General features: G+C 29.1%; 23 protein-coding genes. 8 read left to right on the plus strand and 15 right to left on the minus strand.

Annotation, left to right across the window (positions count from 1 at the left end):
- Positions 1-59: 59 nt before the first annotated feature.
- On the minus strand, positions 60-494 hold the full coding sequence (locus Q0V24_RS08155) for a globin domain-containing protein (protein ID WP_297520291.1): 435 nt from the start codon (positions 492-494) through the stop codon (positions 60-62).
- Positions 495-750: 256 nt separating this feature from the next.
- On the opposite strand from Q0V24_RS08155, the gene Q0V24_RS08160 reads away from it, so the two are divergent.
- Positions 751-1,779 carry a hypothetical protein gene (locus tag Q0V24_RS08160; protein ID WP_297520293.1) on the plus strand — a complete coding sequence of 343 codons (1,029 nt, stop codon included), beginning with the start codon at positions 751-753 and terminating at the stop codon, positions 1,777-1,779.
- Between the two features lie 884 nt (positions 1,780-2,663).
- Here Q0V24_RS08160 and Q0V24_RS08165 read toward each other — a convergent pair.
- The 3 genes from Q0V24_RS08165 to Q0V24_RS08175 form a co-directional block, all read right to left on the minus strand.
- Positions 2,664-3,707, minus strand: coding sequence for a type II CAAX endopeptidase family protein (locus Q0V24_RS08165; protein WP_297520295.1), 1,044 nt, complete (start codon positions 3,705-3,707; stop codon positions 2,664-2,666).
- Positions 3,708-4,052: 345 nt separating this feature from the next.
- Positions 4,053-5,330 carry a competence/damage-inducible protein A gene (locus Q0V24_RS08170; protein ID WP_297520297.1) on the minus strand — a complete coding sequence of 426 codons (1,278 nt, stop codon included), beginning with the start codon at positions 5,328-5,330 and terminating at the stop codon, positions 4,053-4,055.
- Between the two features lie 171 nt (positions 5,331-5,501).
- Positions 5,502-5,714, minus strand: a complete 213-nt coding sequence (locus Q0V24_RS08175) for a hypothetical protein (RefSeq protein ID WP_297520299.1) — start codon at positions 5,712-5,714, stop codon at positions 5,502-5,504.
- A gap of 346 nt (positions 5,715-6,060) precedes the next feature.
- Between Q0V24_RS08175 and Q0V24_RS08180 the strand changes: the two genes are divergently transcribed.
- The gene (locus tag Q0V24_RS08180; protein WP_297520301.1) at positions 6,061-6,930 is read left to right on the plus strand and encodes a DMT family transporter; all 870 of its coding nucleotides are present in this window, start codon (positions 6,061-6,063) and stop codon (positions 6,928-6,930) included.
- A 95-nt stretch (positions 6,931-7,025) separates the two neighbouring features.
- On the opposite strand, the gene Q0V24_RS08185 is transcribed toward Q0V24_RS08180, so the two are convergent.
- The 7 genes from Q0V24_RS08185 to hxlA form a co-directional block, all read right to left on the minus strand.
- Positions 7,026-7,958 carry a type I phosphomannose isomerase catalytic subunit gene (locus Q0V24_RS08185; RefSeq protein WP_297520303.1) on the minus strand — a complete coding sequence of 311 codons (933 nt, stop codon included), beginning with the start codon at positions 7,956-7,958 and terminating at the stop codon, positions 7,026-7,028.
- Positions 7,959-7,982: 24 nt separating this feature from the next.
- Complete coding sequence (locus Q0V24_RS08190; RefSeq protein WP_297520305.1) at positions 7,983-8,366, minus strand: DUF956 family protein; 384 nt, start codon at positions 8,364-8,366, stop codon at positions 7,983-7,985.
- A 78-nt stretch (positions 8,367-8,444) separates the two neighbouring features.
- Positions 8,445-9,368: a PTS system mannose/fructose/sorbose family transporter subunit IID gene (locus tag Q0V24_RS08195; RefSeq protein ID WP_297520307.1), complete on the minus strand. Its 924-nt coding sequence runs from the start codon at positions 9,366-9,368 to the stop codon at positions 8,445-8,447.
- Between the two features lie 18 nt (positions 9,369-9,386).
- Complete coding sequence (locus tag Q0V24_RS08200; RefSeq protein WP_297520309.1) at positions 9,387-10,193, minus strand: PTS mannose/fructose/sorbose transporter subunit IIC; 807 nt, start codon at positions 10,191-10,193, stop codon at positions 9,387-9,389.
- Between the two features lie 39 nt (positions 10,194-10,232).
- Complete coding sequence (locus Q0V24_RS08205) at positions 10,233-11,201, minus strand: mannose/fructose/sorbose PTS transporter subunit IIA (RefSeq protein ID WP_297520311.1); 969 nt, start codon at positions 11,199-11,201, stop codon at positions 10,233-10,235.
- A 609-nt stretch (positions 11,202-11,810) separates the two neighbouring features.
- Positions 11,811-12,368 (minus strand): 6-phospho-3-hexuloisomerase, encoded by a 558-nt coding sequence (hxlB, locus tag Q0V24_RS08210; RefSeq protein ID WP_297520313.1) that lies wholly within the window; start codon positions 12,366-12,368, stop codon positions 11,811-11,813.
- Between the two features lie 5 nt (positions 12,369-12,373).
- On the minus strand, positions 12,374-13,006 hold the full coding sequence (gene hxlA, locus Q0V24_RS08215) for a 3-hexulose-6-phosphate synthase (RefSeq protein ID WP_297520315.1): 633 nt from the start codon (positions 13,004-13,006) through the stop codon (positions 12,374-12,376).
- 342 nt (positions 13,007-13,348) lie between these two features.
- Here hxlA and Q0V24_RS08220 point away from each other — a divergent pair, with 342 nt between their 5' ends.
- On the plus strand, positions 13,349-13,933 hold the full coding sequence (locus Q0V24_RS08220) for a hypothetical protein (RefSeq protein ID WP_297520317.1): 585 nt from the start codon (positions 13,349-13,351) through the stop codon (positions 13,931-13,933).
- Positions 13,934-14,028: 95 nt separating this feature from the next.
- Here Q0V24_RS08220 and Q0V24_RS08225 read toward each other — a convergent pair whose 3' ends face one another.
- Positions 14,029-16,584 (minus strand): YhgE/Pip domain-containing protein, encoded by a 2,556-nt coding sequence (locus Q0V24_RS08225; protein WP_297520319.1) that lies wholly within the window; start codon positions 16,582-16,584, stop codon positions 14,029-14,031.
- Positions 16,585-16,779: 195 nt separating this feature from the next.
- On the opposite strand from Q0V24_RS08225, the gene Q0V24_RS08230 reads away from it, so the two are divergent.
- Positions 16,780-17,670, plus strand: a complete 891-nt coding sequence (locus Q0V24_RS08230; RefSeq protein ID WP_297520321.1) for a LysR family transcriptional regulator — start codon at positions 16,780-16,782, stop codon at positions 17,668-17,670.
- Positions 17,671-17,748: 78 nt separating this feature from the next.
- On the opposite strand, the gene Q0V24_RS08235 is transcribed toward Q0V24_RS08230, so the two are convergent.
- Together Q0V24_RS08235 and Q0V24_RS08240 are read right to left on the minus strand one after the other, a co-directional pair.
- Entirely contained in the window at positions 17,749-18,891 is a 1,143-nt protein-coding gene (locus Q0V24_RS08235) for a hypothetical protein (protein WP_297520323.1), read from the minus strand.
- 412 nt (positions 18,892-19,303) lie between these two features.
- The gene (locus Q0V24_RS08240; protein ID WP_297520325.1) at positions 19,304-19,501 is read right to left on the minus strand and encodes a hypothetical protein; all 198 of its coding nucleotides are present in this window, start codon (positions 19,499-19,501) and stop codon (positions 19,304-19,306) included.
- A gap of 341 nt (positions 19,502-19,842) precedes the next feature.
- On the opposite strand from Q0V24_RS08240, the gene Q0V24_RS08245 reads away from it, so the two are divergent.
- The 4 genes from Q0V24_RS08245 to Q0V24_RS08260 all read left to right on the plus strand — a co-directional run bounded on the left by Q0V24_RS08245 (position 19,843) and on the right by Q0V24_RS08260 (position 23,322).
- Positions 19,843-20,415: a hypothetical protein gene (locus tag Q0V24_RS08245; RefSeq protein WP_297520327.1), complete on the plus strand. Its 573-nt coding sequence runs from the start codon at positions 19,843-19,845 to the stop codon at positions 20,413-20,415.
- 274 nt (positions 20,416-20,689) lie between these two features.
- Positions 20,690-21,364 carry a hypothetical protein gene (locus Q0V24_RS08250; RefSeq protein WP_297520329.1) on the plus strand — a complete coding sequence of 225 codons (675 nt, stop codon included), beginning with the start codon at positions 20,690-20,692 and terminating at the stop codon, positions 21,362-21,364.
- Between the two features lie 124 nt (positions 21,365-21,488).
- Complete coding sequence (locus Q0V24_RS08255) at positions 21,489-22,616, plus strand: HAMP domain-containing sensor histidine kinase (RefSeq protein ID WP_297520331.1); 1,128 nt, start codon at positions 21,489-21,491, stop codon at positions 22,614-22,616.
- Positions 22,617-22,635: 19 nt separating this feature from the next.
- Positions 22,636-23,322 (plus strand): response regulator transcription factor, encoded by a 687-nt coding sequence (locus tag Q0V24_RS08260; RefSeq protein WP_297520333.1) that lies wholly within the window; start codon positions 22,636-22,638, stop codon positions 23,320-23,322.
- Between the two features lie 46 nt (positions 23,323-23,368).
- On the opposite strand, the gene Q0V24_RS08265 is transcribed toward Q0V24_RS08260, so the two are convergent.
- On the minus strand, positions 23,369-24,454 hold the full coding sequence (locus Q0V24_RS08265; RefSeq protein ID WP_297520335.1) for a hypothetical protein: 1,086 nt from the start codon (positions 24,452-24,454) through the stop codon (positions 23,369-23,371).
- Between the last annotated feature and the right edge of the window lie 223 nt (positions 24,455-24,677).

Genomic DNA, 24,677 nt, shown 5'->3' on the forward strand with positions numbered 1-24,677 from the left:
TTACCCCTACATGGTTATAACCATGTGGGGGTATTATATTTCAATTTATAATATTCTAATTATTTAGCTGCATACATATCAGCTTCTACACCTATAAATACTCTAGCTATTTCTCCATAAGCTTTTCCCCATGCTTCTATAACTTCATCAGTTGCAGCATCTCCTAAAACTATTTTAATAGCACTAAGAACCCCTTGTCCAACTATTGGGTAATGCTCAGGTTTAACATTAGTATTTACATGTTTTTTCCCTATGCTATGTACTGCTGGAAGTATTGTTTCAAGCTTATCTATATTTTCAGCAGCTGCAAGTATTGCCATTGCTAAAGCCTTTGGTTGCTCTCCTGTTTTTTGCTTGTGCATATCAAACATAGGTGCAACTTCTGGGTGCTCTTTGAATAAATTCTCATAGAATACCTTTGTAATTTCTTCTCCATGTGCTCTTAAAGCTGGTACTGTGCTCTTAACTATATCTATTGTTTTTTGATCTAACATATATATCTCTCCTCTTTTGTTTGCAGTTTTAATTTAATTTTTTATATTAGTTATATATTAACATAAAAAATTTAAAAGGTAAAATAAATACCCTTTTATTTTTTTCCAATTACTTTCATCCCAAATTCACATTACTTTCATTTAGATTATATTTTGTAGGTCTATTATATGTTTTATAGGAAACAGACAATAACCAATAAAAAGTTGAGAATTATAGAATTAAAAATTCTATCAAACAAATAAAGAGGTGTAAAAAATGAATAAAAAATTAATCAGTTTATTAATGACAGGTGCTATGGTAGGAGCTGTGGGAACTAGTGCTTATGCTAGTAGTGCAATTCCTTCAACTACTACAAGTAAAGCTCCAACTACGCAAACTCAAACTGCTACGACTTCAACAAGCAGTTTAAATTCAGTAGCAAAAACTACTGCTTCAAAAGATACTACTCCTAAAGAGCATAAAGCTCCTAAAATAGGATTAAATCAAAGATGGATTAAATCAGAACTTGAAGCTGGTAAAACAGTAACTCAAATAAAAGCTGAACTTGTTTCAAATTTTAATACAAAAACAAATAGCCTTGTAGTTTCAAAAAAAATAACACAAGATAAAGCTACAAAAAGAGAACAAGCTTATACAAAACATATGGAGAAACATAATATTTTAAAAGGTATAATAGCAAATGGACAGGTTAAAAAGGATTTAGATGCTGGTAAAACACTTGCACAAGCTGAATCTTCTTTAATAAGTTCAAAGGAAGCTAATATAAATAAACTTCTTTCAACTAAAAAAATAACACAAACTCAAGCAACAAAAAGAATTGATATGGTCAAAAAAGAAGTTGCTAAAGGTCATGATGTATTTGTAAATGAGGGTATGGTTCACAAAATTAGAAAAGAAATTGATGCTGGTAAAACTTTAGACCAAGCTAAAGCAGCAATTGTCCAAGATGCCAATACTCATCTTGAATCACTTGTTAAGTCTGGAAAAATAAAATCAGAAAACTTAGCAAAAGTAGAAAAACATGTAGATACTAAAATTGAACATAATGCTGCATTCAATCATGTAAGTAATGTTAGTTGGATTCAAAAAGCTTTAAAAGATGGTCAAACCGCAACACAAATTAAAGCTACATTTGAAAGTAAATTAAATCAACATGAGACTAAAATTGAAGCTAATAAAAATCTTAGCCAAACAAGAATTAGTAAAATAAAAACTCATATTCAAAATATTCAAAAATCACTTTCAACTAAAAGCATTTTTTCAAATGTAATGAATCAGAGATAATTTTTTTTATATTGAAATTCTAAAATATATTTTCTTTTATTGTCAAAAAATAAATATAATACTATTATTCTATTGGACTGCAAAGCAGTCCAATTTTTTTTTATTTTTATAGAAAAAAGGATTCCTCTACATATACTGTACTAGGAAGTTAAATCTTCACTCTAATGTAAAGGGGTGATATTTTGAAAATTCATGATAATGCTATCGAACACTTAACTAGACTTTTAAAAACTGATATAACTGGTAAAAAGTATTTAAGATTGAAAAGAGATGGTTGTGGCTGACATAGTAAATATAAAATCGTTCTGGATGAACGACGAGCAGACGACATTTTATATACTGATAGAGGTTTTAGAGTAATTGTTAGTAGAGGTTTATCTCATATTCTTGCAACTGCAAATATTCAATACAAAAAAAATGTAACAGGTTATAGACTTACCGTTCGATAAATTTTATAACTCTCCATTTAACTTAAATTAAAGTATTTTATACTAAAATGTTGTATTATTTTAATATGAAAGATTTTAACATTTGGAGGTGATTTTATTGGTTATTAAAGTTCATTATAATGCTGTTAAGCATTTGCAAAAGATGATTGATAATGATGATACTAAATCTAAGGTTATAAGAATTAAAAGTAATGGTTCTTCATGAGGAGGCATCAATTGGGATATTGTTCTGGATGAACAAAAAGATAATGATGTAGCAGTTACAGATAAAGGTTTTACAATTGTTGTAGAAGAAAGTTTAGCAAAGCTTTTTTCAGTTGCTACAATTGATTATAGAAAAACATTTGCTGGTTACAAATTTGTGATTAAGTAAATTAATTTTCAAAAAATAGTCTGAGCCCAAAGGCTCAGACTATTTTTGATTTTTATAGTATTTTATATCATAGTAGAAACCATAGATACTATAAATATTATAACACCTATAATAAACGGTATATTTACTACTTTTTCATTCTTAATTTCTTCCCTAGAATATCCATACTCTCTTACTGTATCTATACCAAAACTTGCATCCATTCTGCTATCAATATCTTCAAGTCTTGCATATTCACCTGCTGGTGCATAGGATTCTATACCTGCTCTAACTCTTTTAACTCTAGAATTTTCTAATACTCTTATAAGTGCTCTTATAATAAAGAAACCTACAAGTGAAATTGCCCCATAAAAGACTCCAACTGCAATTCTCTCTCCCATACCTATAGAATGTAACATACTCATAGCCTCTTCTGGATCAATTACCCCTGACTCCCCTGCTGCCTTTTGCACTACTGCCATTCCTCTTTGTAATAAAAGCTGTGATGTATTAATAGTAAAATGAGCTATCATAGTAACAAATATACTATTCGCAGCTCTTACCATATATCCAAAAATCATCCCCATTACAAAAGCATATAAGAATTGATGTGGATTCATATGAATTATTCCAAATACAAGTCCAGACATTACTGCTGCAATATGTTTATTTTTAAAATCATATCCTGATAAAATAATACCTCTCATTGTAATCTCTTCACTAATTGAAGGTGTAACACCAATCATAATTATCATAATCCAAAGTGGTGTACTATTTAAATCGCTCATCATTCCTGCAACATCATTTGTAAAAAAGAATGATGCTATATAAGCAAAAAATGCCATAACAGGTTGTGCAATAAATCCTATTATAATAGCTATACATATATCCTTAATTCCTATTCTATTAAGTTTAAAAACTCTTTTAAATTTCTGTCTTGTAACTAGTACATATCCAATTGCCGGAAGTATAAACATTATTATGTGTGTTAATATTAACCTTGCTGGATATGACATTGTAGCTGGTATCATTGGTCCTATTAGTACTCCACCTATCTTTGGCCAAATCATTATAAAAAGAAAGAATAAACTTGCTCTTAAAATTGGTCCTTTTTTTATTTTCATCATTTAATTATCCCCCTAAATCAAATTTTGATTATATTCTATTTATATTTTACCTAATACTATTTTATATCTTAAAAACATTTTATTAAACTATTAGAAATTTTTTTATTTAAAAATTATCTTACATAATAAAAAATTTTTTATTTTTTCTAAAATAACGTATATATATTTCAAAATTGGTGATACTTATTAATGAGGCAATAAGCTTCAATCTTATAATAGCCTCTCCCCCATTTTATTTTTATAGCAATCTTCTAAGGGAAACCTCTTCCCCGGAGATTGCTCTTTTATTTGTATTTCATTATCCTATTATAATGGCTCTAAGCAATGCTTAGAGCCATTTTTACATTATTTTATTTCTCTTCTAATCCAATCAATAGCTTCTAAAACACTTCTTCGTCTAACTCTTTCTCTATCTCCAAAAAAGTTAAATTTCTTAACCTTAGTTTCACCATTTACACAAAGACCTACATATACAAGTCCCACAGGCTTCTCTTCTGTTCCACCTCCTGGCCCTGCAATCCCAGTAGTTGAGACTCCTATATTAGTTCTAGCCTCTCTAGCAATCCCCTGTGCCATCTCTCTCGCAGTTTCTTCACTAACAGCCCCAAACTTATCTAAAGTTTCTTTTTTAACTCCAAGTCTTTTCATCTTAGCTTCATTACTATAAGTAATAGCTCCCTCCATGAAAATCTCTGAAATTCCTGGATAATTTATAAGAGTTCCAGCAAGAAGTCCTCCTGTACAAGATTCTGCTGTGCTTATAGTAAGATTTTTCTCAACTAAAAGTTTTGCAGTAACATCCTCTATACAAGTTTCACCCTCACCATAAACATTATCGCCAAGAATTTTTTTAATTTCATTTGCAACTGGTTCAATAATTGCATCACACTCTGCTTCATCTTTCCCCTTAGCAGTGACTCTTAAAAGACAATCCACTTCTTTTGCGTAAGGTGCAATAGTTGGATTGGTTTGCCCATCTATAAGGTGCTTAACCTGTCTTTCCATCTCTGATTCACCAACACCAAAAACTCTTAAAACTCTTGATTTAAGCATTGAATCAGTTTTTTTAAGTAAAAATGGTTTAACAAGATTATCAAACATTGGTTTCATCTCTCTTGGTGGTCCTGGAAGTACAACTATAAATTTTTTTTCTATATCTGCATCCTCTTCACCAACTATAAAACGCCTAGTATCTCCACTAATTATTGCTCCTGGTGCTGTCCCATTAGGGTTCTCTAAAACAATTGCATCCTCTGGAAAATAAACCTGCTTCATATTTGAATCTGAAATATTATTTTCTCTTCCGCTTTTTTTGAAATATCCTTTTAAAGCTTCTAAAGATGGTTCATGTAAAATAAGTTCCTTACCAAAATACTTACAAGCTAGTTCTTTACTTAAATCATCATCTGTTGGTCCAAGTCCACCTGTTGTAATAATCATATCGCAAGTTGCAAAAGCTCTATCGAACTCTTCCATAACTCTATCCTCATTATCTCCTACAACTGCTTGATGATAGACCTCTACCCCAATAGCTGCAAGTTCTTGTGAAAGATACTGTGCATTGGTATTCACAATATCTCCAAGTAAAATTTCTGTTCCTATGGCTAAAATTTCTGCCTTCATTTGTTTCACCTCTACCTTTATTTATTTATGGATTATTTTACCTAAAACTTATCCACAACAATTTTTATAATCTTCTAAATTTTCTTTCCTAACTTAATTTACCCATATTTATACACAAAAAACAAGAGCCATATAAAATTATATGACTCTTGATATATTTTAAATTCAAATTTATAAGAAATGATGGTGATGATGCTCTTTCTTTTTATCTTCTTTAAGCTTTTCTTTCTCTTCCTCTGCTTCTCTTAAATCAGTAACTTCAGATCTACTTTCTATATCATCATCAAGATGAAGTTCTTCTTCATATAATTGTTCATTTCTTTCTTTTAAATCTTCTTTTATTTCTATATCAGTCATTTCTTCTACTTTTTCTTCAATTTTCATAATTAAAACTCCTTCAAATTTTTATCATTTGTTCCACACAAAATGTCTTTATAGCTATATTTTACCACCAATTTAGTTGATATTGTAATTTAAAATTCCCTAAAAATCTATATTGGTAATTTAAATGTATCAAAATTACCAATTTTAAAAATTGAATATTAAAAATCACCTATATTTATATTATTAAAATTAGGTATTTAATTGAAATTTTAAAATAAATATCTATTTAAAGTATCATTTTTATGTTTTTAACTGTAAAATTATTTTCTAATAATTTTACATAAAAACATATTTTTGTATTACAATAATATAGTAACTTATAACTTAATTATTATGGGGTGACTAAATGTCTAATTCAAATAAACTTCGTGGTATCTTATTTATGATACTTGCAAGTTCAGCATTTGCGACAATGAATCTTTTTGCAAAGCTTGCCACTGGAGTAAATCCATATCAAAAAACATTTATATCAAACTTAGTAGCAACAATTATTGTTTCAATAATTATCATAAAAAGAAAAGAATCATTTATAGGAAAAAAAGAAAATCGAAAATTTCTTTTAACTAGAGGTATCATGGGAACCATTGCACTTATAACAAACTATGCATCCCTGCAATATCTAATACTTCCTAATGCAACTATTCTTTCAAAACTTGCACCCTTCTTTACTATAATTTTCTCATTTATACTTTTAAAAGAAAAAATCACAAAAGTACAGATAGGTATTTTAATAGCTGCTTTTGCCGGAAGTTTATTTGTAGTAAAACCAAGCTTTAATGCAAGTGTAATTCCATCACTAATCGCTGTATTATCAGCCTGTGTATCTGGAATTGCCTATACTATGATTAGAAGAATTGGAAGTAGTGAAAGTTTTTGGACTGTAATATTATCATTTACAGGAATAGCTACAATTGTTACTTCATTTAGCATATTTTTTGACAATACAAATTTAGTAGGAATAAACCTTTTATTCCTTGTACTATCTGGTGTTTCATTTACACTAGGTCAAATATTCTTAACTCTTGCATATAGAAATGCTCCAGCATCTGAAATCTCAGTATATGATTTCTTTGGACTTATTCTTGCAGCAGTTTATGGATTTGTATTCTTAAAGGAAATGCCAGATACAACATCTTGGATTGGATACTTTATAATAGTTCTTGTTTCAATAACTAATATATCCTATTCAAAAAGATTAAATAAAAAACAAATTTAACAAAAATTTAAGGGGTATATCAAAATTCAGTATTTTGATACACCCCTTAAATTTTCTTTATAATTATAATATCTAATAACATTCTTCTATCATTTTTAAACATAACTTTTAAGTAATTTTAACTTTCCACTTATCTTATACATGCCAAGACAAGCTGGTATAAGTATACTATCACCCTTTTCCACAAGAGTTATATTTTTATTTTCATCTTCTATCTTTCCATTCCCATCAACACATGTAAAAATGAAAAATCTATTTTCATCACTAGCTTCTTTAATTTCTGAAATTACTGAATATTTCTCTATTGTGAAATACTCACTTGCACATAATCCTATCTTCTCAAAACCACTATCTTTTTCTATAACCTTTCCAGCAATATTTTTTGCATCAAGTGAAAAATTAATTACATCAAGAGCTTTCTTTATATGAAGTGCTCTCCCTCTATGGTAATCATAAATTCTATATGTTATATCACTACTTTGTTGTATCTCAGCAATTATAACGCCCTCTCCAATAGCATGTACAAGTCCACTTTTAATCAGAAAACAATCTCCTCTTTCAACTTCAATAACATTTAAATATTCCTCAGTTCTATCATTTTTAATAGCTTCTCCAAATTTTTTCTTATCACAATCCTTAGTTCCAATTACAAGTTTTGCACCTTTTTTTGCATCCACAACATACCAAAATTCTGTTTTTCCACTTGAATTTTCAACCTGTTTGGCATACTCATCATTTGGGTGAACTTGTATAGATAGTTTATCACTTGAATTTATAAGCTTAATCAAAAGTGGAAATTCTTTCTTTATATCCTTACCAAGAATCCTACTTCCACATAAATTAATTATTTCTTCAAATGATTTCCCTTTAAACTCACCATTTGAAACAACACTCATACCATTTTTATGACATGCAACATCCCAACTCTCCCCAATTTTATCCTCTGGTAGATTATCTCTAAAAGCTTCAAAATCTCTACCACCCCAAACCTTCTCAAAATATAAATTTTCAAACTTTATTGGATACATAAAAAATTCCTCCCTACATTTTTACTATAATCTTATTTTTTTTACAAATATATTCTTTAACCCTCTACCTAGAACCTGTAAAAAAGTTAATGATTTAACTATATTATTAGCACCCACGTACTCTCTCATTGTACGAAGCACTTTCTTAGTTTCTTTTGAAGCAAAAATATATGTACCATGTCTCTTTGTTTTTACAGCATAACGAGGAATCCATTTCCCCTTAAAAAGTACTGATACTATAACGCACTCTACCTCATCCCATGGAATTTGAATATACTTCTTATAATCACGTGTATTATAAAACTCGAACCCTTTATCACCAACTAATATATCACCATAATTTGATGTACCTGCAAATGATGTTCCTTTTACACTTATATCTACCCTTGAATTAATTGATTCAACCATTTTTATTACCCCTTTTCAAACTAAATTTTTTAATAAAAGTCTAGGCTAAATAAAGTTTAACCTAGACTTTTATGAATATTACATTAATCCAATTAAATGGAATCCAATACCTGCTACAAATAGAACAAGTATTAATATAATTGGAGATACTTTCTTTCTTAAGAACCACATACAAAGAAGTGTTAATAATAATCCTGCAAGTCCAGGAATTAATGAATCTAAGTTAGCTTGTAATGTAGTAACTTTAGTTGCAGTTAATGATAAGCCTGAAGCATGTTGAATCATAGCTTCTTTAATACCATTTGCTCCTGCTGGAAGGTTAGCCCAATCAATATAAGCACCTTTACTTAAAGGAATATGTGCTACTATAGGTGTAAATTTAATTGAAACCCATCTATTAACTAATGCTCCTAAAATGAACATACCAAGTATAGATGCACCCTTTGTAATATCTTGTAGTAAATTACCAGATATATCTTCTGTAATACGAGAACCAGCTTTATAACCAAATTCTTGTGTATACCATGTAAATGCCATTCTGATAGCATTCCAACCAACAAAGAAAATAATTGGTCCCATTATACTACCTGCTAAAGCAAGAGAAGCTCCTAAAGCTCCAAGTATAGGTCTAAGAGTGAACCAGAATACAGGGTCTCCAATACCTGCTAGAGGTCCCATCATACCAACTTTAACCCCTTGAATAGCTATATCATCAACATCAGCACCATTCGCACGATCTTCTTCTAATGCGAGTGTTACTCCTATAATAGGAGATGCTATATATGGGTGAGTATTAAAGAATTCTAAGTGACGAGTTAGAGCCGCAGCTCTGTCTTCTTTTGTTTTATATAATTTTTTAATAGCTGGTATCATTGTAAATGCCCAACCACCATTCTGCATTCTTTCATAATTCCAAGAACCTTGAATAAAAGTCGAACGCCACCAAATAGCAAGACGATCTCTTTTTGTTAATTTTAATTTCTTTTCATTTTGTACTTCCATTTTAAACTTACCTCCTTTTTAGTAGTTATCAATAATATCCCCTACTGGATCCCCAGTATTTGAGCTACTTCCACCACCTGAGCCACCGCTTTTACTAAGTGCTAAGTAGATAAGAGCCATAGCTACACCGATAGCTCCTAAACCGATAAGAGTAATTTGTGAAATAGTTGCTAGAACAAATCCAATTGCAAAGAATGGCCAAACTTCTTTTGTTGCCATCATATTAATTACCATTGCATAACCAACAGCTACTACCATACCACCACCAACTGCTAATCCTGCAACTAGCCATTGTGGCATTAATGTAAGTAACTCACGTATAGGTTCTGCACCAATTATTAAAATTAAACCTGCTGGAATTGCTATACGAAGTCCTTGCAGACAAATTGCTATAATATGCCACATTTCTACCATTTTAATATTTCCTTCTTTTGCAGCCGCATCCATTAAATGTACAAATGCTGTTGCTATAGTACGAACAATAATTGTTAATAATAATCCTGCAACTGCTAAAGGAATCGCGATTGCAATCGCTGAAGTAACCCCTTCTTTTCCAGCTCCACCTAAAACTAAAATAAGTGCTGATGCAACAGATGCTAGAGCTGCATCCGGAGCCACTGCTGCTCCTATATTTGCCCAACCTAAGGCAATCATTTGGAGTGTACCTCCTAGAATTAAACAAGGTACTAAATTACCTGTAACTAATCCAATTAATGTACAAGCAACTAGCGGTTGTTGAAATTCAAATTCATCTAAAATACCTTCTACTCCTGCTAAAAACGCTATAATAAGAATTAAGATTACCTGAATAATATTTAAAGTCATCCTATTTGACCTCCTTTAAGATTAAAGTATAATTTCTATTTATTTATTTAATTCTGCCTGTGCTTTTTTAAGAATATCATCCATATTCGCTTTCATATCATTAGGAACTTTACGAACATCAAATTCTAATCCTGCTTTTTCTAATTCCTTAAAAGTATCTATATCATTTTGGTCAAATGCAAGAACTTTACTTGGTTGAACCTTTCCAGCTGAGTGAGCCATTGATCCAACATTAATACTTTTCAAAGGTACTCCACCTTTTATAGCTCTTAATACATCTTGTGGACTTTCAAAAAGAAGCAATGCTCTTTCACCACCAAAATGCTCACTATCTTTTGCAATTTTAATCATTTGATCTATTGGAATAACATGAGCTTTAACCCCTGGTGGAGCTGCTTGTTGAATTAACTTCGTACGAAGTTCATCCTTTGTTACATCATCAGAAACAACGATAATTCTTGTTGGTTGTGTAGTTTTAGTCCATGCAGTTGCTACCTGACCATGTAATAAACGTGAATCAATACGCACCAAAACATATTTTAACTCCCCTGGACTACCACCTTTAATTATTTTTTCAGTTTTTTCATGAGTTTCTACTTTAACAGTATCTAGTTTTTCAGGTTTAACTTTAATCCCTTCTCTAGAAACTTCTACAAGACTTGCTGCAATCTCATGTGCAGATTCCATTGAAAACCTTGCTCCATAAGCCTCAATTAACATAGGTAAGTTCATACCTGTAAGAATTGCCCATGTATCTTTATGATCTTCAAATAAACTATCTACTTGATTGAAAGGTGTCCCCCCCCAAAGATCCACTAAAAATAAAACTTCATCTGGATTTTCAAAAGATGCCACACCTTCTTCTATTTTTCTTCTAATATCATCTGGACCTTCACTTGGCATTAATGTAACGGCTTTAACATTTTCTTGGTCTCCAAAAATCATTGAAGACGTTTGCAAAAGACCATTGGCAAAATCACCATGACTAGCAATAATAATTCCTACCATTAACTTTTCCCTCCTTTTTTTTGTAACTTATATACTTATAATAAAAAATATAACCTTTACTGACAACTTAGTGTATTTTTCAAATCATTATAAATATATAAGTAATTTTACCCATTTAGTTGAATAATTATCCACAAATTACATACTGATAAAAATAGAAACATTATTATTACAAATTTATGAAATCGTTAACATTTTTTTAATTTATAATTAAAATTTTCTTGACAAAATTGCTTATTCAATATTATATACTTCCAGAAGTATATAATATTTTAAATAACTACCCCTCTTTTAAATTATATTAATAAAAAAATTCATCTAAGTGAGTTTTTAAATAGTTCCATTCTCTTCTTCTTTTTTTTGGTATACTCCGACATAGAATATACCCATAACATACTGAATCAAATTAAGAGTATTAGTTAAACACCTAACCTTTTATAATTACTTGCTTTTATAGATTAAATTTACAATTATACTCTCTCACTTATATTTTCTACATTTATGGTCTTTTAGAAAACATAAAAAAGACCATATCAGATTATTTTCAACCCGATATAGTCTTTCTTTATATTTAGTGTATGTGTAATTATAAGTTATTTATCTTATTTCTTATTCAAGGTTAGCATGTTTTCCATACATCTTGTTAGAATCTAAACCTCTTTTTTCCATGATAGTTAATATGATAGCATCATAGAATAGTAACATTGTCTGTTCAAAAAGAGACCCCATTGGTTGAATAGTTTTATACTCACCATTAGATTGATCCTTTGCTGCTCCTGGTAATTTCACAATAATATCTGCTAATAACCCAATAGTTGAGTCAGGAGATAATGTTACTGCAGCAACTGTCCCACCCAAAATTTTAGCTTTTTGGGCTATTGGAATAAGTGCCTTAGTTTCACCAGAACCAGAACCAATTATAAGTAAATCTTCTTTTTCAAAGTTTGGTGTAGTTGTTTCTCCAACTACATAGGCATCAATTCCCATGTGCATCATTCTCATTACAAATGATTTACCCATAAGTCCAGACCTACCTGCACCATATATAAAAATCTTCTTTGATTTTAAAATCTGATTTGCTAAATTCTCTGCTTCCACATTAGAAATTAATTCAATTGACTTACTTAATTCTTGAACTATTTTAGTTAAATATTCAGTCGTGTTCATATCAATTAAGCTCTTTTAATCATTTCTTGCATTTTTTTAGCTGTAGCTTTTCTATCAGCAGCTCCAGTTATTCCACCACCAACGATTATTAAATCTGGGTTTTGTTTAACTGCTTCTTCTAATGTTTCAAGTTTAATTCCACCAGCTATTGCTGTTTTTGCATTTTTAACAGATTTTTTGATTGTTGCAAGGTCCTCAAATGAGTTCTTTCCAACTGCTTGAAGGTCATATCCTGTATGAACACAAACATAATCAACACCTAAAGCATCAACTTCTTTTGCACGAGTTGCAAGATCTTTTACTGCTATCATATCAACAAGAATTTCTGTTCCTTGCTTTTTAGCTTCTGCTACTGCACCTTTGATTGATTCATCTTCTGATGTTCCAAGTATAGTAATTATACTAGCTCCTGCTTGTGATGCTTGCCCTACTTCGTATCCAGCAGCATCCATGATTTTTAAATCAGCTAATACTGTCATATTAGGGAATGCTTCTTTAACTGCTTTAACAGCTCTAAGTCCTTCGTTTATTACTACTGGTGTTCCTATTTCAACAACATCAATATATTCTCCAACCTCTTTAACCATTTCTATTGCACCTTGTGTATCTACTAAATCTAACGCTAATTGTAATTTCATTTGTTAATCACTCCTATTTCTTTTTTATCTTTTGCTCACTAGCTCTGCGCTAATGTTTTGCTCTTGTCTATGTACTTAGTATACTTCCCTTACAAAATAAATATAAGTACGCACTTTTCGGTGCCATAGTTACCAAAAGCATACTACGAGAGCATTAAATTTATATTAAAGCTAGATATACTACCATTTCTCCTATAATTAAATTTCTCAAACTTTTTTTATTTTTCTATTTCTCTATTCTCTCATAGAAATTATTTCATTAATTTTTCTATCATACTTAGTACTTAACTATATTTTATATTTTCAACTTTTGATAAAATGGAAATATAAGGATGTGAATATATGTTATTTAAATATAATTTCAAAGAATTTTCTTCAAAAAACTTTTACAAAAGACCAATTTTAAAGTCTCCATTTTTTATAGGATTAATTTTACTAAATATTTTAAACTACACATCAAATAAAGATTTAAGTATGTTTTTATTTCTCTTCGCAGCACTTATTTTTAATTTTTTATTAGACTTTTATCACTATGGTAGTTATATGACTGACTATAATAAGCACCTTATAAAATTTGAAAATGAATTAAAACTCTTAGACAATGCAAACATATCTTTAGGTGCTACACTTCATGATGATTATATGGAACTTGCTGGAGTTATCTCTTATGATACAGTTTCAACTAGAACACAAATTACTCATTTTGAGGTTTACAAACAAATTCATTACTGCAATATCTCTTTAGTTGTTAAAACTAAATATACTACTTATATTGATTTTCTTGAGTCAACTGAAAAATATCCTTCAACTAAAAGACTATTTATAAATTATCACTTTGAAAATAGTGATATATTATATAAAATATTAGCCGAAAAAGTTTATGGCCCTAAAGAAACTAGAAAAAAGAGCATATCAAATTATTTCTAAACTAGTATGCTCTTTCTATTATTATAAAAAAGCACCCTAGATTTTTAAAATCTAGGGTGCTTTTTATACTTTAGCTTATTTAATTTCATTGATATTTAAACAAACTGATTGAAAGCCTCTTTTTCATCAATTAGTTCTGATTCTTTTTCTTTTAAAATTCTTCTATGTGTTATGTGATTTTTTGTATATCCAACTATATAACCTATAAGTGTTGATGCTACAATAAATAATACTAATATTCCAATATACTTATAGAATAAGTCGTAATTTATTCCGCTCAGAGCCATTCTTATACTATTCACACCATATGAAAGTATTAAGAATGGATGAATTGCTTGATAGAATGTTGGCATTACAAGGACAGGATATGACCCGCCACATGCTGTGAATTGAAGAACCATTATTACAACTAATGCACCCTTCATAATTGGGGCCATTATATAATGAAGCCCATTCATTAAACTAAATATTGCTATCGAAGTAATTGTTACTACTCCATATAGCCAGCCTAATGAAACTGCCTGCATACCAAGTCCAAAATATGCTACTGTAGTTAAGATAAGTGCTTGAAGCACGCTAAGAGTTATCCCTATAGCATACATTTTTCCAAATCTCTTTAAGAAGCTACCTTTGAATTTTCTTGATAAGGCACTTACCATGAAGTATACATACATTACTCCAACCCAAAGTCCTATACACATAAAGTAAGGAGCGAATCCTTCTCCATATGAAGAAACAGGGTTAATAGTGATAGTATTTAATACTACAGGATTTGAAATAAATTCACTCATTTGTGCTGCTGTGAACGTAACATTATCATTTAGATTGTTATATCCACTTTTAAGTCCACTACTTAATTTTGACACACCTGATTTTGCTGAATCCAGTCCATTATTTAACTCTGACGCACCACTGCCTGCTGATTTTAAACCATTATTTAATGTGCTTACTCCAGAACCAACTGTTTTAAGACCACTATTTAATGCATTAGCACCTGATTTTGCTGAGTCTAAACCTGTATTTAGACTATTAGCTCCCTCTGAAACCTGTCCAAGACCTCCATTTAGAGCATTCGCTCCCTCTGAAACTTGTCCAAGACCACTATTTAAAGCATTTGCCCCTTGTGAAACTTGTCCAAGACCACTATTTAAAGCATTTGCCCCTTGTGAAACTTGTCCAAGACCACTATTTAGAGCATTTGCTCCCTCTGAAACTTGTCCAAGACCACTATTTAATGCACTTGCACCTGCTCCCACAGATGAAAGCCCACCATTTAGAGCATTTGCTCCACTAGCAGCTTTGCTAATTCCTGAGTGTAGAGAACTAATTCCTCCATTTAAAGTACTAACTCCACCATTAAGTTCTTTTGCACCTGTACTAGCATTGCTTATACCTGAACTTAATGAAGAAACACCTTGTTGTAATTGTTTATTTTGTTCTGCTATTCTAGCTAAAAGAGCATTTGCTTCTTTAGTTTGTCCTGCTGCTAAAAGACCTTTAAGAGCTTCCATTTCTTTTGAAATACCCGCTTGTCCTTGAGCAACTTGTCCAGCTCCAGCTTTAAGTTTCTGCATTCCATTAACAAGGTTTTGTGAACCATCTTGAAGCTTTTGTGCTCCATTTTCTAAGCTCTGTGAACCATTTGATAATTTCTTAATACCTGAAACTAAACTTTGTGAACCACCTTTTAGTTCATTTACTCCATTAACTAATTTTTGTGAACCTCCTTGAAGTTTACTTACTCCATTTATAAGAGTTTCAGACCCACCTTGAAGTTTACTTACTCCACCTACAAGACTTTCTGAACCACCCTGAAGTTTGCTTACTCCACCTACAAGTTCTTTTGAACCACCTTGAAGTTTATTTACTCCACCTACAAGAGTTTCTGAGCCACTTGAAAGTTTATTTAACCCTCCAACTAATTGTGTTGAACCATTTGAAAGTTTGTTAACCCCACTTACTAATTGCTCTGACCCTCCTGAAAGTTTATTAACTCCAGCTCCTAAATTTTCAGATCCATCTTCAAGTTTTGTCATTCCACTAACTAAACTTTTAGACCCATTTGATAATTTATTTACTCCAGTTTCAAGTTGACTTGCACCATCTGACGCTGTTTTGAATCCATCTTTTGATTTATAGATAGTCTCTACTAATACTGATGAAACACTTTTTGATATTGATTGCGAAACACTTTGCTTAACTTGTTCTGCACCCATTCCTGATATTTGAGAGAAAATATAATTTTTCCCTTGGTTCTGATAAAAATCTATTTTAGGTTTTTTAAATCCATCTGTTGTTGCATCTGCAATTTCCTTTGAAAAATCCTTTGGAATTACAAGCATTGCATAATATTTAGACCCATATAGACCCTCTTCACCCTCTTTATAACTAACAAATTTCCACCCTAAAGTAGTATTAGTTTTAAGATTATTAATAACAGTACTTCCTACATCATAAGTTTTACCATCCTTAGTATACGGCTGATCTAAATTTACAACCGCTATCGGAACTTGGTTTATTGTTGTACCATTTGTCCAATATGATTTTAAATATGTAAATCCATAAAATGCTGGAACTAATACAATACTAATTAAAATTATAATTAGCCATAATTTTTTCGCATTTATTTTTTTCTTCTTTTGTTCTTCCAAAATGTATACCTCCTAATGTGTATTATAAATTGCTATTGCAATTTCATTTGTAAAAAAACTAATCGAAGTAAAAGAGACTTTTTAATATGTATAAGTGCTTATCTTTAATATCTATTATATATAATTTATTATATAATTAGAAATATATATATATTATATAAGTATATATTCAAATCTATATAGGAGGTTATACTATTGGAATTATTACAATTAAAATATTTTCAAAGCGTTGCTAAATATGAAAATATAACTAAAGCAGCAAAAGAACTACATATATCACAACCCTCTCTTAGTATTACTATAAAAAGACTAGAGGATGAATTGTCAGTTCCTTTATTTAATAGAAAAGGAAAATCTTTAGAACTTAATCAATATGGCAAAAGGTATCTAACACATATAAACTCTATCTTATCTGATTTAGAAAATGCTAAATCAGAAATACTAGAATTATCAGGTGAGAAAAACACGCATATCTCACTTAGTGCAACAGCAACACTCTTTCTAAGTGGATTGCTTAAAAATTTTTTAACAGAAAATCCTGATATAACAATGACTCAAACTATTAATTATGAAAAAACTATAATTGAAAACCTAAAGAATAGAAGTATAGATTTTGCTCTAACTTGCCCTCCAATTATAGAAAATGATATTGAAACAATCGAACTTCTAGAAGAAGAACTTGTAGTTGTTATACCAAAGTGCCATAAACTTGCTAATATGAAAAGTGTTTATTTAAATGAACTAAAAGGAGAAAACTTTATCGAACTTACTGAAAACTACTCCTTTAAAAAATCTCTTAGAAGATTATTTGACCAAGCTGGTTTTATGCCTAATGTAATTTTTGAAGGTGATATAAGTATTATCTCTGAACTTCTATATCTAAAAAAAGCTTTATGTATTGCCCCTCTTTCTTTATGCATTAGTGCTAGAAGCGATAAATTTACTATTTTAAAATTAAAAGATAAAAATAATACAAGAAGAATTGCTTTATCTTATTATAAAGGACGCTACTTATCTGAGCTTTCAACTAACTTTAGAGATTTTACTATTAAATATTACCAAAATAAATGGTATCAATTAAGATAAATCAGTACATAGCAACTATCCTATATAAATAAAACATATGGAGCTATTTAGTCTAATCCATATGTTTTATTTTATCTATTATTTTATGGAACTATATCTTAGATTCCCACATTTTAAATGAACTTGAAGTTTTGGATTATCAAAAGCTACTGTTGATACATCTAAAAATTCATTGTTTTTAAAATCATATAAGAGCATTTCAGTCTTTCCACTCACTGCAATCCTTAAATAATTATCACTTAAAAATTCAAAAGTCATATTTTCAAAACCCTTTATATCCTCAAACTCAAATTTTTCTCTAATCTTACTACCTTCATAAAAAAGATTATAAATTTTATTCTCTTCTATATCATAATAATACATAGACTCACCTTCAAGAGTAGTAACATTAACTGCAACTTTATTATTCTTTAAATCTAACCACCCTATACCCACTTCATCTATAATAACTGATTTTTCTTTAGTTTCAATATTATACATCACAACGCTTTCATCAACTAGTCCATTCTCACTATTTTTTCCTGAAGTATAAACTATATTATTCCCAGAAATTGAGTTCATTATATATCCTTCATTTTTTTCCTTTGAATTATTAGTAATAAATATTTTCTCATTACTTTTTAAATTACAAGAAACTATATTAGGATAAAGTTTTTCATCTATAGTTACATATGTCCTATAAACAAGATTATCTCCATCAAGTTCTAGCCCATCACTTACATTTAACTCTTCAATCCTCGGATATTTATTTTTTTCTAAATTTTTAACTTCATTAGTCCCTATTTCTTTATAATACACAGCCCACTGCACTGAATCTGGTTTTTCAAAACTTTGGTCACCACCACCTAGCCAATTTGATTCAATCCATACTATAAAATCATCATTAACTTCATATTCTAATATAGAATTTCCATCTTCCTCAATTTCAATAGTATCTATTATCTCTCCATCACTTTTAATTACTAAACCTTCACTAGCTCCTACTTCAACTGTATTTTTTATCTCTTTACATTCACTTTCTATCTTTTCTATTTTATTTATATCACTATCTTTAATTTTTTTATATTCAGCATCAAGCATCTCTATCTTCTCTTCTTCAATTACCTCTTTTAAAATATCACTTTTAGAATATTCTTCTGTAATCTCTTTACTACCTGAACATCCTATAAATATTCCTATAATAAACATACAACTTAATGCTAATAAGCTTTTTTTCTTCAATTTCAACACCTCTCTTTTGTTATATTTTACCATTTAATAACAATAAAAAGACTATTAAGTTGTTTTCTTAATAGTCTCTTAATTATTATCATTATATTAATTCCTTTAATTGTACTACTAATATTATTAGCATCACAGTATAGTTCAAAATCATTTAAAATATTGAAATCTTTTAATTCAGGATAAATATAAATACCCCAAAGAAATATATTCTTTGGGGTAAATTTAAGAACCTAGAACCCTAATCAGAAGGAGGCATAACAAGCAGTAAAATCTTTTAATAAGGTGATTTTGACATAAAATTATTTTTAGCTTTCACTGCTTGTTATTTTCTAACTTTCATAATAACGACTAAACTATTCCAAAAGTTAAACTACTGTCTCTTTACACCTTTGATTAAAAATTTCACCTTTTATAAATTTTTATATGCTCTAATCATACAATCCCCATTATTATCAAAATCTTTATTATTTATACTAAAATCCCTCTCTTTAAGCATCGAACAAATTATATTTATATCTTCCTTATCAACACTTTTACTATTAATAATAAAGTCATCTTTACTTTCAACAAGACTAATATAATCATATATGCTAGTATAATCACTCAAATTCAGCTTACCTTTAATCTCCATCCTATAATTGCACATACTAATTTACTAACTGCTAAAGACTCTATAACAAGTTAGTACTATCCCCCTTTGTTACTTCCTTACATCATTTTTCTCACAATGTGTTACTAATTTATGCATTTAACAGATTTTTTATACTATAACCACCAATAGTAAATTAAACCTATTATATATAAATATGAAAACTCCCTTTTCTTCTTTAATTATAAACATTCACGAAATAGTCTAATTTTAAAAAAGGAAAATTTAGGATTATAATTAAATCAAGCAAACCTTAATTATAATAGAATCCGTAAATTCAAATTATTAGGAGTGATGTCATGCTTTTTGAGACCGCAAAAGATAAATTTGAAAATTTACTTATGGAATATAATCTTTCACCATCACTTATAACATTAACATCAGCTGATTTGAATACACTTCCTGATTCAATTCTTGATTCAGAAGTAAATAGCCGATATGTTTATGGAATAAAAGACAGTAAAATATTAACCTCTGCTATAATTCACAGACTTAATACTTATTGCCCTTTACTCAAGAAAGATATTATTTATAAGAACTTATTTTATGCTCATCTAGATAATATGCCTCCAAATACATTAAAACTAGGTAGAGCTTTCTATTTTCAAACTTACCTTTCAAAAAATACAATTTATATTTATGAACTAGATAATTTTGCTAGAGTTATAGATTCTCATGTTATTCCTCTGAATAACATAATTTCAATAAGCGATATAAAAAATCATATCGTTATTCAGGCAAAAACATCGCATTCAAAAGTAGCTTCAGATTTCTATTTTGTAAAAACAGAAGAAAATGATAAAAAGTTATTTAATATTTTAAGTGATGCAAATATATCTATTTCAAAAATAAAAGAAATACAACTTCAGTAATAAGGAAAAAATAGATGTACATTTATTATGTGTATATCTATTTCTTCCTTAATTAGAAAATCAGCTATTATGAAAGTTTTTTTAAAGCTTTCATAATAGCTTTTTTTATTTTAAACTTATTTTTTTATATTTTATAAAATTTTTATAATTACTTTAAGGTATTTTTAAAATCATTTCCTATAATTAAAACATAGCAAAACACAGAAAACAAAAATAAAATTTAAAATAAATAAATAAATAAATTAAGCCAGTAGCTTAATCGGAGGTAGTTAATATGAATAAATTAGAATTATTATATAAAGTTGTGAAAGAAATAAAATCAAAAACAGAATTTAATGCCATTATAAATGCAAACATAATTAGAAATAACGAAGATATACTTTTAATGGAAAATGAAGTTTATAAAAATTGTGAAGCTAAACAAGCAACAGCACAAATTAGTGGTTTCTTTGTTTCAGAAGCAGGTAAAATTAACGTAGCTGAAAATGTTAACCTTTGGGATTTAAAATCTAAGAAAAAAGCTTATATGATGGAAATGAAATCTAAAATGGAAAATAGTGAAGATGGTCAAAAATTTAAACATAATTGCAAATTATCAAAAATGATGTTTGGTTTAAAAGTCTTAAATGAACTTGAATTATCAAAAGAAGATGATTTTAATGTACTTACACTTGATATGGCTGTTATCAAAAATATCATTGAAGAAAAAATGGCTAATAAAAAATGTAAATGTGACCCTGAAAAGAAACTAGCAATAATGAGCGAAATGGGTATTCCAAAGGAACTTATTGCACTTCACTTCTTTGCAATGAAAGAGCTTCACAGTGGCTTTGATATTGCAGAAGCTAAAGTATACGTAGATGCTAACAATATGATTAATAAAATTGTTGTTGCTGGTAAATCAAGTTCAAATACTGATACATTTAAAATACAAATTACATCAAAATAATATTTATCCCTTAATATTAGAATTGATTTTTTGTTAAAATATATTTTAGCCAACTTGTATCCCTTTCAAGTTGGCTATTTTAATTTGTCTAAATATTGTATATTAGAGGTATAGAGGTGATTATTTGAGAATACTAAAAAATAGTAAGTTACATAAAAAACTTCATGAAAAGCACAAAGAACATTGTCCACATTTTGAAAGAAATATCGAGGAGTTTTCACATATTAAAAGAGACTTTTTAATTTTTAAATTTATAACTTTGATTACAACGCTTTGCATCATAACTTTCATCTTCCACTCTACTGGTTTTGCATCAATAGCGTTTTTTATAGCTGGAATTGTTCTAACAATCGAAATTATAAATATTGTAATGTATGATAAATTCAACAGAAAGATTTTAAAACCTGTTAAAGCTTTAAAAGATGCTGTTTTAAAAGTATCTGATGGTGACTATAGTGTTAGAGTAGAAAACAATATTAGAAATGAAATTGGTACACTTATAGATGAATTTAATGCTATGGCAGAAAAACTTGAAAAAAGTGAAATTTTAAAACTTGAATATGAAAATAATCGTAAAGATTTAATCGCTAATATATCTCATGACCTAAAAACTCCTATTACCTCAATTAGTGGCTATGTAGATTTAATTCATGAGGGTGAAGTTACTGATAAGGAAAAACTCAATAAATATTTAGATGTGGTAAAAACAAATTGTGACTACATGAATAATCTTATAGATGATTTATTTCTTTTCTCAAAACTTGATATGCAAAGAGTTGTATTTGATTTTAATCCTATAAATATCTCTTACTACCTTGATGATATTATGGAGGAATTTAGTTTTATTTTTGAAGAAGATAATCAAATTTTCAGCTATAAAAATGCACTTCAAAAAACAGAAATTGTAAGTCTTGACCCTAAAACAATATATAGAACTATTAGAAATATAATAGGCAATGCAAGAAAATATGGTGGTAAAGATTTAAAAGTAGATGTTACTATATCTACTGATTCAGATTATGTATCAATATCAATTAAAGATAATGGTCCTGGAATTGAAAAAGAGCACCTTGAAAATATCTTTGAAAGATTTTATAGAATTGATAAAGAGAGAACTAAAAACCTTATGAGTACTGGCCTTGGCCTTGCAATTGCAAAAGAAATAGTTATCGCACATAATGGAACTATTGAAGCTTTTAGTGAAATTTCAAAAGGTAGTGAATTTATAATCAAACTACCAATTAGCAAATAAATTTAAAGGGGTTTTACATATGAAAAAAATATTAGTAATTGAAGATGATATTAATATAGCAGAACTTGAGAGAGATTATCTTGAACTAAATGACTACTCAGTTGATATATCTCACAATGGACTTGAAGGGTTTAAAAAAGCAATGCTTGGTATTTATGACCTTATAGTAGTTGATTTAATGCTCCCTGACAAAAGTGGTTTTGAAATAGTTAAAGATTTTAGAACTTCCTTTGAAACTCCTATTATAATTGTTTCAGCTAAAACTGAAGATATAGATAAAATTAGAGGATTTGGATTTGGTGCAGATGACTATTTAACCAAGCCATTTAGCCCTGCAGAGCTTGTCGCTAGAATAAAATCTCATATAATGAGATATGAAAGACTTGTTGGGACTAAAGAAAATAAAGAGATTATTGTAAACAAAGCTTTAGAGATACAAACAGATTCTCGTAAAGTCTTTATAAGAAGTAACGAAGTTATTTTAACTACAAAAGAATATGATTTACTACTCTTTCTAGCTAGTAATCCTAATATAGTTTTTACTAAAGATCAACTTTTTGATAAAATCTGGGGAAGTGAATACTATGGTGATACCGCAACAGTTGCAGTTCACATTCAAAAACTCAGAAAAAAAATCGAAAAAAATAGTGGAAGTCCTGAGTATATAGAAACTATTTGGGGTACTGGCTATAGATTTAACGATTAAAAATAAGGCTATGTCTTTTAAATTTAAAAGACATAGCCTTATTTCATTAAAATGCTTTACTCATAACTCCATCAAGAATACAAAGTTTTTCTAAAGCTCCAACTTTTCCTTTTTTATATTTAGTTAAAAGAAGTAACGCTATTTCAGCTGTAATTTCTCTAACTAAACTTAAATCAACATCATTTGTAAGCATATCTATTGTCTCAAGAATTGTTCTATAATCAATTTTATTTTCTAACATATCCTTGTGAAACTTACCTATATCTTTTGCAACAGAATCTGCATAAGCAATATTTAGCTCACCTTTTCTATTTGCAAACTTTTCTAGTGATGCTACTACTACAGCTAAATCACCTCTAAGCTTAACACCACTTATTCTACAGCAATTAGCAACACCAATATCTATAGCATTATCTCCATAATTTTTCACATTAAGATTTAAAAGTACTCTTAAAATATAAAGTGAGTTATTATAGAATTTATTTTTAAATATAGTATTTCTTATATTAACTTCATTTTCACCTATTATTCCAACCTTCTCAAGGTAAGCTTTTCTTACATAAAACATATCAAAATTAGTTATCATCTCTCTAACTATTTCTTTTCCAACTTCTTCATCAGTTGGTTTTATAATTTTGAGTTCATCATTTTCATTTCTCATCATTAAATTAATCTTATCTAAATTCTCATCATAATTCATAACTGCAAAGTTTATAGCTTTTTGATGAATTTCTTCTCTTAGTCCCGTTACTGTATCAGCTTCATCTCTATTAAATCCTAATGCATATGCAACTAAAATATTTCCTATCTCTTCTCTACAGTAACTAATGATAAAATCAGCATACATATCAAGTGGAATTATTATTTCTCTTGGATTTTCACCTTTAATAAATTTTGCTAAATCTAAAGCTCTAATCTCTTTTTGTGGCTCAAAACATATAGCTTCATCAAATCTTTCTTCCTCTAAACTATGTTCTTCCACAAGTTCATCTAAAAGAACCTTTAAATTATTATAAGCAGATGCATTAATAGTTCCACTCATTCTATAACTAACGACATCTAACATAAGTTCTTTTGCTTTACCACTAATTTTTTCTGGCGAATTTACACCATTTTTAAATATTGATAACATATTAAATTTACTGCTACTTAAAATATAGACAAAAGTGTCTATATCAAGAAAATTACTGCTTCTTTATCCCTCATTTCGTATATACTACTCTGATTTGATATAAAACTATGTGCACAACAAAATGATTCACATAAAAGCAAAGCTTTTTGTTCTCTACTTTTCCACAGTCTTTAACTCCCGACTAGCCATCGATATATAAGTAGCTTGCTCCTTTCTTCCATTT

It is taken from the genome of uncultured Clostridium sp. (assembly GCF_947039605.1).
Lineage (GTDB): Bacteria > Bacillota > Clostridia > Clostridiales > Clostridiaceae > Sarcina.

Bases quoted from the DNA above. Each gene is read 5' to 3' on its own strand.
- Q0V24_RS08200 (WP_297520309.1), bottom strand. From the start codon at position 10,193: ATGACTTTAAATATTATTCAGGTAATCTTAATTCTTATTATAGCGTTT.
- Q0V24_RS08195 (WP_297520307.1), bottom strand. From the start codon at position 9,368: ATGGAAGTACAAAATGAAAAGAAATTAAAATTAACAAAAAGAGATCGT.
- Q0V24_RS08250 (WP_297520329.1), top strand. From the start codon at position 20,690: ATGAATAAATTAGAATTATTATATAAAGTTGTGAAAGAAATAAAATCA.
- Q0V24_RS08220 (WP_297520317.1), top strand. From the start codon at position 13,349: ATGTTATTTAAATATAATTTCAAAGAATTTTCTTCAAAAAACTTTTAC.
- Q0V24_RS08155 (WP_297520291.1), bottom strand. From the start codon at position 494: ATGTTAGATCAAAAAACAATAGATATAGTTAAGAGCACAGTACCAGCT.
- Q0V24_RS08190 (WP_297520305.1), bottom strand. From the start codon at position 8,366: ATGGTTGAATCAATTAATTCAAGGGTAGATATAAGTGTAAAAGGAACA.
- Q0V24_RS08265 (WP_297520335.1), bottom strand. From the start codon at position 24,454: ATGTTATCAATATTTAAAAATGGTGTAAATTCGCCAGAAAAAATTAGT.
- Q0V24_RS08180 (WP_297520301.1), top strand. From the start codon at position 6,061: ATGTCTAATTCAAATAAACTTCGTGGTATCTTATTTATGATACTTGCA.
- Q0V24_RS08185 (WP_297520303.1), bottom strand. From the start codon at position 7,958: ATGTATCCAATAAAGTTTGAAAATTTATATTTTGAGAAGGTTTGGGGT.
- Q0V24_RS08205 (WP_297520311.1), bottom strand. From the start codon at position 11,201: ATGGTAGGAATTATTATTGCTAGTCATGGTGATTTTGCCAATGGTCTT.
- Q0V24_RS08245 (WP_297520327.1), top strand. From the start codon at position 19,843: ATGCTTTTTGAGACCGCAAAAGATAAATTTGAAAATTTACTTATGGAA.
- Q0V24_RS08260 (WP_297520333.1), top strand. From the start codon at position 22,636: ATGAAAAAAATATTAGTAATTGAAGATGATATTAATATAGCAGAACTT.
- Q0V24_RS08170 (WP_297520297.1), bottom strand. From the start codon at position 5,330: ATGAAGGCAGAAATTTTAGCCATAGGAACAGAAATTTTACTTGGAGAT.
- Q0V24_RS08160 (WP_297520293.1), top strand. From the start codon at position 751: ATGAATAAAAAATTAATCAGTTTATTAATGACAGGTGCTATGGTAGGA.
- hxlA (WP_297520315.1), bottom strand. From the start codon at position 13,006: ATGAAATTACAATTAGCGTTAGATTTAGTAGATACACAAGGTGCAATA.
- Q0V24_RS08165 (WP_297520295.1), bottom strand. From the start codon at position 3,707: ATGATGAAAATAAAAAAAGGACCAATTTTAAGAGCAAGTTTATTCTTT.
- Q0V24_RS08175 (WP_297520299.1), bottom strand. From the start codon at position 5,714: ATGAAAATTGAAGAAAAAGTAGAAGAAATGACTGATATAGAAATAAAA.
- hxlB (WP_297520313.1), bottom strand. From the start codon at position 12,368: ATGAACACGACTGAATATTTAACTAAAATAGTTCAAGAATTAAGTAAG.